General features: G+C 59.0%; 9 protein-coding genes. All 9 read right to left on the minus strand.

Annotation, left to right across the window (positions count from 1 at the left end; genetic code table 11):
- Positions 1-9: 9 nt before the first annotated feature.
- Positions 10-957 (minus strand): acetyl-CoA carboxylase carboxyltransferase subunit alpha, encoded by a 948-nt coding sequence (locus K0H47_RS02540; protein WP_010176746.1) that lies wholly within the window; start codon positions 955-957, stop codon positions 10-12.
- 139 nt (positions 958-1,096) lie between these two features.
- Positions 1,097-4,618, minus strand: a complete 3,522-nt coding sequence (gene dnaE / locus K0H47_RS02545) for a DNA polymerase III subunit alpha (RefSeq protein WP_063032894.1) — start codon at positions 4,616-4,618, stop codon at positions 1,097-1,099.
- A gap of 76 nt (positions 4,619-4,694) precedes the next feature.
- The gene (gene rnhB / locus K0H47_RS02550; RefSeq protein WP_219271873.1) at positions 4,695-5,327 is read right to left on the minus strand and encodes a ribonuclease HII; all 633 of its coding nucleotides are present in this window, start codon (positions 5,325-5,327) and stop codon (positions 4,695-4,697) included.
- On the minus strand, positions 5,324-6,463 hold the full coding sequence (gene lpxB, locus K0H47_RS02555) for a lipid-A-disaccharide synthase (RefSeq protein WP_093201119.1): 1,140 nt from the start codon (positions 6,461-6,463) through the stop codon (positions 5,324-5,326). The genes rnhB and lpxB overlap by 4 nt, the downstream gene beginning before the upstream one ends.
- Before the next feature lie 2 nt (positions 6,464-6,465).
- The gene (lpxA, locus tag K0H47_RS02560; RefSeq protein ID WP_063032900.1) at positions 6,466-7,242 is read right to left on the minus strand and encodes an acyl-ACP--UDP-N-acetylglucosamine O-acyltransferase; all 777 of its coding nucleotides are present in this window, start codon (positions 7,240-7,242) and stop codon (positions 6,466-6,468) included.
- Positions 7,239-7,679, minus strand: coding sequence for a 3-hydroxyacyl-ACP dehydratase FabZ (gene fabZ, locus K0H47_RS02565; RefSeq protein ID WP_003219309.1), 441 nt, complete (start codon positions 7,677-7,679; stop codon positions 7,239-7,241). The genes lpxA and fabZ overlap by 4 nt, the downstream gene beginning before the upstream one ends.
- A 110-nt stretch (positions 7,680-7,789) precedes the next feature.
- Positions 7,790-8,845, minus strand: a complete 1,056-nt coding sequence (lpxD, locus tag K0H47_RS02570; RefSeq protein WP_063032902.1) for a UDP-3-O-(3-hydroxymyristoyl)glucosamine N-acyltransferase — start codon at positions 8,843-8,845, stop codon at positions 7,790-7,792.
- Between the two features lie 3 nt (positions 8,846-8,848).
- Positions 8,849-9,352 (minus strand): OmpH family outer membrane protein, encoded by a 504-nt coding sequence (locus K0H47_RS02575; RefSeq protein WP_003219314.1) that lies wholly within the window; start codon positions 9,350-9,352, stop codon positions 8,849-8,851.
- A gap of 45 nt (positions 9,353-9,397) precedes the next feature.
- Positions 9,398-11,785: an outer membrane protein assembly factor BamA gene (gene bamA / locus K0H47_RS02580; protein WP_063032904.1), complete on the minus strand. Its 2,388-nt coding sequence runs from the start codon at positions 11,783-11,785 to the stop codon at positions 9,398-9,400.

Genomic DNA, 11,785 nt, shown 5'->3' on the forward strand with positions numbered 1-11,785 from the left:
CGCGTCGGCTTAGAGACCGTAGCTCATCAGTCGCTCGTAACGACGGGCCAGCAGCGCCTCGTTGTCGAACTTCTTGAGCATCGCCAGTTGCGAGCTGAGTTCAGCACGAATGGTCGCGGCAGCGGCAGCCGGGTCACGGTGGGCGCCGCCCAATGGCTCGGCGATCACTTTGTCCACGATACCCAGGCCTTTCAGGCGATCTGCGGTGATGCCCATGGCTTCAGCGGCATCCGGCGCTTTCTCGGCGGTTTTCCACAGGATCGAGGCGCAACCTTCCGGCGAGATCACCGCGTAGGTCGAATATTGCAGCATGTTCAGTTGGTCGCAGACGCCAATGGCCAGCGCACCGCCGGAACCGCCTTCGCCGATCACGGTAGCGATGATCGGAGTCTTCAGGCGAGCCATCACCCGCAGGTTCCAGGCAATCGCTTCGCTTTGGTTGCGCTCTTCAGCGTCGATACCCGGGTAGGCGCCCGGGGTGTCGATGAAGGTCAGGATCGGCATCTTGAAGCGCTCGGCCATTTCCATCAGGCGGCAAGCCTTGCGGTAGCCTTCGGGACGCGGCATGCCGAAGTTGCGACGGACTTTCTCACGCACTTCACGGCCTTTCTGGTGACCGATCACCATCACTGGCTGGTCGTCCAGGCGAGCGATACCGCCCACAATGGCGGCGTCGTCGGAGAAGTGACGGTCGCCGTGCAGTTCATCGAACTCGGTGAAGATGTGCTCGATGTAGTCCAGGGTGTACGGACGGCGCGGGTGGCGGGCCAGACGCGCGATCTGCCAGCTGGTCAGCTTGCCGAAGATGTCTTCGGTAAGCGTGCTGCTCTTGTCTTGCAGGCGAGCGATTTCATCGCCGATATTCAGCGAATTGTCATTGCCGACCAGGCGCAGCTCTTCGATCTTGGCTTGCAGGTCAGCGATCGGCTGTTCGAAATCAAGAAAATTCGGGTTCATAAGCGTCCGTCTTGGGTCGACGGCCAAGGGGTGCCTGGCCAGCCGGTTGTCTATTCGCGCCCTACCTTAAGGGAGAGGCGCGGTTAGGTCGAGATTAAATGTTCGGTCGAGATCAGGCGTTCTTTGTACGGCCTGACCGTCAACGGTATTGGAGGAAGACGTTGTCACGCCCGAACTGGTCACGCAATGCTTGAATCAAGCCATCAGCGGGATCAATTCGCCACGTCTCTCCAAACTGCAACATCGCCTTGGCATCGTCGCGGGTGTACTCCATGGTCACCGGGCAGGCGCCACGGTGGCGTTTAAGCAAGTCACCCAACCAGCGTAGCTGATCGCCTTTGAGCGCATCGGTCTTGACCTTCAAGCGCAGGCTTTCGGCGAGGTTGGTGCGAGCATCTTCCATGCTCATCACGCGCTTGATCCGCAGGCGCAGGCCGCCGGAGAAGTCGTCGTTGCTGACCTCCCCTTCCACCACCACCATCGCGTCGGTCTGCAACAGCGACTGGGCGGAGTGGAATGCATCGGCAAACAGCGACGCTTCGATGCGGCCCGAGCGGTCGTCGAGGGTAATGAAACCCATCTTGTCGCCCTTTTTATTCTTCATCACCCGCAGCGCGATGATCATGCCCGCGACGGTCTGGGTGTCCCGCGCCGGCTTCAGGTCGATGATGCGCTGGCGGGCGAAACGCCGGATTTCACCTTCGTACTCGTCAATCGGGTGACCAGTGAGGTACAGGCCCAGGGTGTCCTTCTCTCCCTTGAGGCGCTCCTTGAGGGTCAGGTCCTTGGCCTTGCGATGGTTGGCGTAGACGTCGGCGTCTTCTTCGACGAACAGCCCGCCAAACAGGTCGGCGTGGCCGCTGTCGTGGGTGCGCGCGGTCTGTTCGGCGGCCTTGATCGCTTCTTCCATGGCGGTCAGCAATACCGCGCGATTGCGGTCGATGTTGGCCTGGTAAGCCTTCGGCTCATCATGGAAGTACGGACCCAGACGATCCAGGGCACCGCTTCGGATCAAGCCATCCAGGGTACGTTTGTTGATGCGCTTGAGGTCGACCCGGGCGCAGAAGTCGAACAGGTCCTTGAACGGCCCGTCCTGACGCGCTTCGGTAATCGCCTCCACCGGGCCTTCGCCCACGCCCTTGATCGCGCCGAGACCATAAATGATGCGGCCTTCGTCGTTGACCGTGAACTTGAACTCGGAGGTGTTCACGTCCGGCGCGTCAAGGCGCAGCTTCATGGTCCGCACTTCTTCGATCAAGGTCACGACCTTGTCGGTGTTGTGCATATCCGCAGACAGTACCGCGGCCATGAACGGCGCCGGGTAGTGAGCCTTCAGCCAGGCCGTCTGGTACGACACCAGGCCGTAGGCGGCGGAGTGGGATTTGTTGAAGCCGTAACCGGCGAATTTCTCTACCAGGTCGAAGATGTTACCGGCCAGGTCGGCGTCGATGTTGTTGGTGGCGCAGCCCTCAATGAAACCACCGCGCTGCTTGGCCATCTCCTCGGGCTTTTTCTTACCCATGGCTCGACGCAGCATATCCGCGCCACCGAGGGTATAGCCGGCCATGACCTGAGCAATCTGCATCACCTGTTCTTGATACAGGATGATGCCGTAGGTCGGTGCCAGTACTGGCTTGAGGCCTTCGTACTGGTAGTCGGAGTGCGGGTAAGCCAGCTCGGCACGTCCGTGCTTACGGTTGATGAAGTCATCCACCATGCCTGATTGCAGCGGGCCCGGACGGAACAGGGCCACCAGTGCGATCAAGTCTTCCAGGCAGTCGGGCTTGAGCTTTTTGATCAGCTCTTTCATGCCGCGGGATTCAAGCTGGAACACGGCCGTGGTTTCAGCCTTTTGCAGCAGGCTGTAGGTCGGTTTGTCGTCCAGCGGGATAAACGCGATATCCAGCGGTGGCTCGTTGACCTTGGCGCGGTCCCGATTGATGGTCTTCAGCGCCCAGTCGATGATCGTCAGGGTCCGCAGGCCGAGGAAGTCGAACTTCACCAGGCCGGCCGCCTCCACGTCATCCTTGTCGAACTGGGTTACCAGGCCGTCGCCTTCTTCGTCGCAATAGATCGGCGAAAAGTCAGTCAGCTTGGTAGGCGCGATAACCACACCACCGGCGTGTTTACCGACGTTACGCACCACGCCTTCGAGCTTGCGCGCCATGTCCCAGATTTCGGCCGCTTCTTCATCGACCTTGATGAAGTCCCGCAGGATTTCTTCCTGCTCGTAGGCTTTTTCCAGGGTCATGCCGACTTCGAATGGAATCATCTTCGACAGTCGGTCAGCCAGGCCGTAGGACTTGCCCTGCACCCGGGCCACGTCGCGGATTACCGCTTTAGCCGCCATGGAACCGAAGGTGATGATCTGGCTTACGGCGTTGCGGCCGTATTTCTCGGCCACGTATTCAATAACCCGGTCGCGACCATCCATGCAGAAGTCGACGTCGAAGTCGGGCATCGATACCCGTTCCGGGTTAAGGAAACGTTCGAACAGCAGGTCATATTCCAGCGGATCGAGATCGGTGATCTTCTGCACATAGGCCACCAGCGACCCGGCACCCGATCCACGGCCTGGGCCCACTGGCACGCCGTTGCTTTTGGCCCACTGGATAAAGTCCATTACGATCAGGAAGTAACCGGGGAACCCCATCTGGATAATGATATCCAGCTCGAAATTCAGCCGGTCGACGTAGACCTGGCGCTTGGCTTCATAATCTTCAGTGGTGTCCTTGGGCAGCAGGACGCTCAGGCGTTCCTCCAGCCCGTCGAAGGACACCTTGCGGAAATACTCGTCGATGGTCATGCCATCGGGGATCGGGAAGTTGGGCAGGAAGTGCTTGCCCAGCTTCACTTCAATATTGCAGCGCTTGGCAATTTCGACGGAGTTTTCCAGGGCCTCGGGCAGGTCACTGAACAGCTCGGCCATTTCATCGGCGCTTTTGAGGTACTGCTCTTCGCTGTAGTTTTTCGAGCGGCGCGGATCGTCCAGCGCCCGGCCTTCGCCAATGCATACGCGGGTTTCGTGGGCCTCGAAGTCTTCCTTCTTGATAAAGCGCACATCGTTGGTCGCCACCAGCGGCGCACCAAGCTTTTCAGCCAGGGCCACGGCGGCGTGCAACTGTTCTTCATCGTTGGGGCGGTTGGTGCGCTGGATTTCCAGGTAGAAACGGTTGGGGAACACCTCCATCCACTCACGGGCGAGTACTTCTGCCTCGTGGGGATTGCCGCCCAACAGCGCGATGCCGATCTCACCCTCTTTGGCCGCCGAGAGCATGATCAGCCCTTCGCTGGCCTCGGCCACCCATTCGCGCTCGATGATGATCGAGCCGTTGCGCTGGCCATCGATGAAGCCACGGGAAATCAGTTCGGTGAGGTTGCGATAACCCACGCCGTTCATCGCCAACAGGCTGATGCGGCTCAATGGGTTATCCGGGTCTTTGTTCGACAGCCACAGGTCGGCGCCGCAGATCGGCTTGATGCCGGCGCCCATGGCGGCCTTGTAGAACTTGACCAGGGAGCACATGTTGTTCTGGTCAGTCACCGCCACGGCAGGCATGTTCATGCCCACCAGGGTTTTGACCAGGGGTTTGATCCGTACCAGGCCGTCGACCAGGGAGTATTCAGTGTGCAGGCGCAGGTGAACGAATGAAGCCGGCATAGTGATCCTGTCTAAAAACGTGGAGACAACAAGGCCCGGATTGTACCGGGCCTTGAGCAAAACATCAGCCTCGCGACTAAACCTCGCTGAGACTCTCCCGCGCTTCGTAAGCCTGGCGAACCGGGGCGAACGAGAGGCGGTGGATCGGGGTCGGGCCCAGCCGCGCCAAAGCTTCCAGATGAACGGGCGTTGGATAACCTTTGTGCCCGCCGATGCCGTAGCCCGGGTAGATCAATTCAAAAGCTGCCATTTCGCGATCTCGGCTGACCTTGGCCAGGATTGATGCAGCGGCAATCGCTGGCACCTTGCTGTCGCCCTTGACCACCGCTTCTGCGGGCATCGTCAGCTTCGGGCAGCGGTTGCCGTCAATCATCGCCATTTTGGGCGCGATGTGCAGGCCTTCAATGGCGCGCTGCATGGCCAGCATGGTGGCGTGCAGGATGTTCAGTTCGTCGATTTCTTCGACCTCAGCCCGGGCGATGTGCCAGCTCAGGGCTTTCTCACAGATCTCGTCGTAGAGCTTTTCACGACGGGCTTCGGTGAGTTTCTTCGAATCGTTGAGGCCGAGGATCGGGCGGTTCGGGTCGAGAATCACTGCGGCGGTGACGACTGCGCCGCACAGCGGGCCGCGACCGACTTCGTCAACACCGGCAACCAGATCAAGGGCATCGGCGACCAGGCTGAAATCCAGGCCCATTTGCGTCTTCATAGGGTTTCCTGTTTATGGCCGATCAAGGTCAGCACAGCGTCCGCCGCCTGGTTCGATGCGTCACGGCGCAAGGTGCGGTGGATTTCGTCGAAACCACGGGTTTGTTCTTCGCCGCCGTCGATCAGCGGGAGCATGGTTTGCGCCAAGGCTTCGGGCGTCGCGTCATCCTGCAGCAATTCGGGCACCAGCAGTCGCTGGGCCAGCAAATTGGGTAGCGAGATGTACGGGCTTTTGACCATACGCTTGAGAATCCAGTAGGTCAGCGGCGCCAGCCGATAGGCTACGACCATCGGGCGTTTGTAGAGCAAGGCCTCGAGGGTCGCGGTGCCGGAGGCGATCAGCACCGCATCGCAGGCAGCCAGGGCCAGGTGCGAGCCGCCGTCGAGCAGGGTCAACGGCAAGTTGCGACCTACCAGCAGCTCTTCAATTTGCGCGCGACGCTGAGGGCTGGCGCACGGCAATACGAAGCGCACGCCCGGCTTCAGCGCTTGCAGACGTTCGGCAGCATCAAAAAACAGCGCGCCGAGACGACCGACTTCGCCACCACGGCTACCCGGCATCAAGGCGACCAACGGCCCGTCAGGCAAGCCCAGTTCGGCACGCGCCGCAGCACGATCCGCCTGGAGCGGGATGGTATCGGCCAAAGTGTGGCCAACAAACCGCACCGGCACGCCCTTCTCTTCGTAGAACCTGGCCTCGAACGGCAGCAGGGTCAGCATCAGGTCGCAGCCTTCGCGAATCTTCAGCACGCGCTTTTGCCGCCACGCCCACACGGACGGGCTGACGTAATGCACGGTCTTGATCCCGGCCTGACGCAACTTGAGTTCGATATTGAGGGTGAAGTCCGGAGCGTCGATTCCGATAAAGACGTCGGGCTTTTCTTCGATCAGGGTCTGGATCAGCTTTTTGCGGCGAGCCAGCAGCTCACGCAACCGGCCCAGCACTTCCACCAGCCCCATGACCGACAAGCGCTCCATGGGAAAGTAGGACGTGAGGCCTTCAGCCTGCATCAGCGGACCGCCGACACCGATGAATTCAACCGCCGGATGCTGGAGCTTGAGAGCCCGCATCAGGCCTGCACCGAGAATATCGCCGGAAGCTTCTCCGGCCACCAACGCTATACGCAGCTTGGCCATGATCAGCGGGTGATGCCGCGAGTCGACGACTGGATCGAGTCACGGAATATCGCGACTTCCGGAAACAATGTTGCGGGTTCCGTCAGTTCGATCAACGCCTGATCGACCGTCAACCCCTGGCGGTAAACCACCTTGTAGGCGCGGCGCAGGGCGTGAATGGCGTCTTCGCTGAAGCCCCGACGGCGCATGCCTTCGAAGTTCATGCTGCGGGCTTCGGCCGGGTTGCCGAATACCGTGACGAATGCCGGAACATCCTTGCCAATGGCGGTGCCCATGCCGGAAAAGCTGTGGGCGCCGATATGGCAGTACTGATGCACCAGGGTGAAGCCGGACAGGATCGCCCAATCATCAACATGCACGTGGCCGGCCAACGCGGTGTTGTTGACCAGGATGCAGTGGTTGCCGATGACGCTGTCATGGCCGATGTGCGCGTAGGCCATCACCAGGTTGTGATCACCCAGGGTGGTCTCGGCGCGGTCCTGAACGGTACCGCGGTGAATGGTCACGCCTTCACGGATGATATTGTGATCACCGATTACCAGACGCGTTTCTTCACCCTTGTACTTCATGTCCGGGGTGTCTTCGCCTATCGATGAGAACTGATAGATGCGGTTGTGTTTGCCAATGCGCGTCGGGCCTTTGAGGATCACATGCGGCCCGATGACTGTTCCCTCGCCGATTTCCACACCTGCGCCGACGATCGACCAAGGGCCGACCTCAACGTCGGCGGCCAGTACGGCCGTCGGATCGATGATTGCGCGAGGGTCAATCAAACTCATAGTTTGCGTTCCGCACAGATGATTTCAGCCGAGCACACCGGCTTGCCGTCGACCGAAGCCTGGCATTCAAACTTCCAGATCTGGCGCTTGCAGCTGATGAACTTGGCTTCCAGGATCAACTGGTCACCCGGGGTAACCGGGTTGCGGAAGCGCAGTTTGTCGGAGCCCACGAAATAGTAGAGCGTGCCATCGGCAGGCTTCAGGTCGAGCATTTTGAAACCAAGGATACCGGCAGCCTGGGCCATCGCTTCGATGATCAATACGCCTGGCATGATGGGATGCGCAGGGAAGTGACCGTTGAAGAACGGTTCGTTGATGCTGACATTCTTGTAGGCACGAATGCGCTTTTCCTCAACATTGAGGTCCGTCACACGGTCCACCAGCAGGAACGGGTAACGGTGAGGCAGGTATTCGCGAATCTCGTTGATGTCCATCATTTCGGGGGGAAGCCTGTAATAAAGATTGGGAGCGTGCGGACTAAGGCACGCCCCTCTAGCAAATCAAGGAGGCAGTCTAGCGGCTGTGCACACTTGATATGGAAATGGTATCAGCCATCTGATGAAGCATTACCGCCAGGGGTCACGTCCCCAACACGCTTTTCCAGATGTTTCAGGCGTCGAGCGATATCGTCGAGTTGCCTCAGACGCGCCGCGCTCTTGCGCCATTCGGCCGCAGGCTGCATGGCCGTACCGGATGAATAGGACCCAGGTTCGGTAATCGAATGGGTCACCATGGTCATGCCGGTGATGAATACGTTGTCGCACACTTCGATATGGCCCACCAGGCCAACACCGCCGGCGAGCATGCAATGCTTGCCGATCTTGGTGCTGCCGGAGATCCCCACGCAGGCGGCCATGGCGGTGTGATCGCCAATCTGCACGTTGTGGGCGATCTGAATCTGGTTATCCAGTTTCACGCCGTTACCAATGACGGTATCGGCCAATGCCCCGCGGTCAACAGCGGTGTTGACGCCAATTTCAACGTCATCGCCGATCAACACACCGCCCACTTGGGCAATCTTGTGCCAGACACCCTTCGAGTTAGCGAAGCCGAAGCCCTCGCCGCCGATCACGGCACCTGACTGAATCACCACACGCTCACCAATACGCACGTCGTGGTACAGGGTCACACGCGGGGCCAGCCAGCCACCGGCACCAATCTCGCTGCGGGCGCCGATAAAGCACTGAGCACCCACCGTTACGCCCGGTCCGATACGGGCGCCGCTTTCGATCACCACAAAAGCACCGATGCTCGCGGCAGGGTCAACCTGCGCGTCATCCGCGATCACCGCCGAAGGATGGATACCGGCGGCTGCCTTGGGTTTTGGATCGAACAGGTGCGATGCCCGGGCATACGCCAGGTACGGGTCGGCAACAACCAGCGCATCCCCGGCAAACCCTTCGGCATCAGCAGCCTTCAGCAACACGGCCGCGGCGCGGCTGTCGCCCAGGTATTTACGGTATTGAGGATTTGCCAGGAAGCTCAACTGAGCTGGGCCAGCCTCCTGCAAGGTGGCTAGCCCAGTGATTTCCTTCTCCGGAGAGCCACTCAAGGTGGCCCCCAGGAACTCGGCCAATTGGCCGAGCTTGATAGTCGCAGTCATGGCTTACTTCAGCTGATTCATGCGCTCGATCACCTGACGGGTGATGTCGTACTGAGGTTTAACGTCGATGACTGCACCGCGTTCGAATACCAGGTCAAAGGCACCTTTCTTGATGACTTCTTCCACAGCGCTGTCGAGTTTCGGCTTGAGCTGCTTGAGCATTTCGCGGTCAGCAACAGCCTTGGCTTCGTTCAGTTCCTTGGACTGGAACTGGTAGTCACGGGCCTTTTGCTTGAATTCAAGCTCCAGACGCTCGCGCTCGCCTTGCTGCATCTTGTCGCCACCGGCTACCAGACGATCCTGGATGCCCTTGGCGCTGCTTTCCAGCGTCTTCAGCTTGGTCAGCTGAGGACCGAATTTCTTCTCGGCATCTACGGCATATTTCTTGGCCGCATCGGATTCCAGCAGGGCCATCTGATAGTTCAGAACGGCAATTTTCATTTCGGCAAAGGCCGGGGTCGCTACCAGGACAGTCGCCAGGAGAACCAATTGAGTCAACTTACGCACGATGCACTCCTACAGAATCCGTTGTCATTATCTTGGGTCAGACGCTTAGAACGTCTGGCCGAGGGAGAATTGGAAAATCTGGGTTTCAGCGTTATCCGGTTTCTTGACCGGCATGGCCAGAGCAAAGCTCAACGGGCCAAGAGCAGTAACCCAAGTCACACCGACACCGACAGAGCTTGCCAGGTTGCTGAAGCTCACATCGTTACACTGGGTGTTGGACTTCGAGCCATTCGGGTTGGTGACCTGTTCGCACTTGGAGTCGAACACGTTACCCACATCCCAGAAGACCGAAGTACGCAGGGAACGTTGATCTTTCACGAATGGCAGCGGGAACAGGATTTCCGCACCACCCTGGATCAATACGTTACCACCGAATGGCAGCGGGTCGTTGTCCGAGTCAGCCACTGTACCTTGGTTACCCGTTACACCCACACCACGGCTCGGTGTACCACGAGGCCCCAGGGTGCTGTCCTTGAAGCCACGTACCGAGTTGAAACCACCCGCATAGTAGTTCTCATAGAACGGCAAGCCGCTGGTCGAACCGTAACCGTCGCCATAACCCAGTTCGGTGTGCAGGCGCATGGTGTAGTTTTCGCTCAATGGCTGGAACAACTGGCCACGGTAATCAAGCTTGAAGAACGACAGGTCGCTGCCCGGCGTGGTTGCTTCCAGAGTCAAGCTCTGGGAATGGCCACGGGTTGCCAACACACCTTTGTTCAGAGTCGATTCCGACCAGCCGGCCGAAGCCTTGAAGTTCAGGAACTGGTCGCCTTCTTTACGCACGAAGTTGAAGATCTCATCCACGGTGTACACACCGGTCTTGATCTTGTCCTGTTGCGCGGTCAGGCCGAAGGTCAGACGCGAGGTCTCACTGATCGGGTAACCAATGTTGGCGCCAACACCCAGGCTGTCGATGGCATAGCTTGCAACGTCAACGTCGAGGTCTTTGTAGTCGGTTGTGCGGTAGAAGGCGTTGTAGCCCAGGCTCACACCGTCAGCTGTCCAGTAGGGGTCGACATAACCGAAGTTATAGCGGCTCTGGTATTCGCTTCGGGTCAGGCCGATGGAAACCTTGTTACCGGTACCGAGGAAGTTGTTCTGGGTGATCGAACCACCGAGGATCAGACCGGCACTCTGGGCGAAACCGACGCTGGCGGTAATCGAACCGGAGGCTTGCTCTTCTACGGCGTAGTTCACGTCAACCTGGTCATCCACGCCCGGTACAGCCGGGGTTTCAACGTTGACTTCCTTAAAGAAGCCCAGGCGCTCAAGGCGAACCTTGGACTGGTCGATCAGGTAAGTCGATGCCCAGCCACCTTCCATCTGACGCATTTCGCGACGCAGGACTTCGTCAGCAGACTTGGTGTTGCCACGGAAGTTGATGCGGTTCACGTAGGCACGCTTGCCCGGGTCTACGACGAAGGTGATGTCTACGGTATGGTCTTCGTCGTGCGGGGTCGGTACGCCGTTGACGTTGGCGAAGGTATAGCCTTCGTTACCCAGGCGACGGGTGATCAGTTCGGACGTGGTGGTCATCAGCTTGCGCGAGAACACCTGGTCTTTCTGCACCAGCAACAGCGACTTGACCTGGTCTTCAGGCACTTTCAAGTCACCGCTGAGCTTGACGTCACGAACCTTGTACTTCTCACCTTCGTTGACGTTGACAGTGATATAGACGTGCTTCTTGTCCGGGGTGATGGACACCTGGGTCGAAGCGATATCCATGTTGATATAGCCACGGTCCAGGTAGTAGGAACGCAGGCGCTCCAGGTCACCGGACAGTTTTTCGCGGGCGTACTTGTCATCGTTCTTGAAGAACGAGAGCCAGTTGGTGGTCTTGAGCTCGAACAGGTCGATCAGGTCGTCATCGGAGAACTTGGTGTTACCCACCACGTTGATGTGCTGGATCGCCGCCACGGTGCCTTCGTTGATGTTGACCTTCAGGCCAACGCGGTTACGCGGCTGCGGCACCACTTCGGTCTCGACGGTTGCCGAGTAACGGCCCTGGGCAACGTACTGGCGTTGCAGCTCGTTACGCACGCCTTCGAGGGTGGCACGCTGGAAGATCTCGCCTTCGGCAAGGCCCGATTGCTTGAGGCCTTTCATCAGGTCTTCAGTGGAGATCGCCTTGTTGCCTTCGATCTCGATACTGGCGACAGAAGGCCGCTCGACGACGGTGATGACGAGGACGTTACCTTCGCGACCCAGTTGGATATCTTGAAAGAACCCGGTTTTGAACAGCGCACGAGTGGATTCCACCAGGCGACGGTCATCAGCCTGTTCCCCGACGTTCAACGGCAAGGCACCAAAGACGCTACCCGCGGAAACCCGCTGGAGGCCGTTGACGCGAATATCGGAGATGGTGAAGGACTCGGCGTGAACTTCGGCGATCATCAATACGGTGAGAACCGCAGTTAGCAGCAGACGTTTCAT

The sequence above is a fragment of the Pseudomonas sp. Xaverov 83 genome (assembly GCF_019352905.1).
In the GTDB taxonomy this organism is placed as follows: domain Bacteria; phylum Pseudomonadota; class Gammaproteobacteria; order Pseudomonadales; family Pseudomonadaceae; genus Aquipseudomonas; species Aquipseudomonas yamanorum.

What these genes read in the sequence shown, in the direction of transcription:
- dnaE (WP_063032894.1), bottom strand. Translation starts at nt 4,618, where the DNA reads ATGCCGGCTTCATTCGTTCACCTGCGCCTGCACACTGAATACTCCCTG.
- lpxD (WP_063032902.1), bottom strand. Translation starts at nt 8,845, where the DNA reads ATGACTGCGACTATCAAGCTCGGCCAATTGGCCGAGTTCCTGGGGGCC.
- lpxB (WP_093201119.1), bottom strand. Translation starts at nt 6,463, where the DNA reads ATGGCCAAGCTGCGTATAGCGTTGGTGGCCGGAGAAGCTTCCGGCGAT.
- fabZ (WP_003219309.1), bottom strand. Translation starts at nt 7,679, where the DNA reads ATGATGGACATCAACGAGATTCGCGAATACCTGCCTCACCGTTACCCG.
- lpxA (WP_063032900.1), bottom strand. Translation starts at nt 7,242, where the DNA reads ATGAGTTTGATTGACCCTCGCGCAATCATCGATCCGACGGCCGTACTG.
- bamA (WP_063032904.1), bottom strand. Translation starts at nt 11,785, where the DNA reads ATGAAACGTCTGCTGCTAACTGCGGTTCTCACCGTATTGATGATCGCC.
- rnhB (WP_219271873.1), bottom strand. Translation starts at nt 5,327, where the DNA reads ATGAAGACGCAAATGGGCCTGGATTTCAGCCTGGTCGCCGATGCCCTT.
- K0H47_RS02540 (WP_010176746.1), bottom strand. Translation starts at nt 957, where the DNA reads ATGAACCCGAATTTTCTTGATTTCGAACAGCCGATCGCTGACCTGCAA.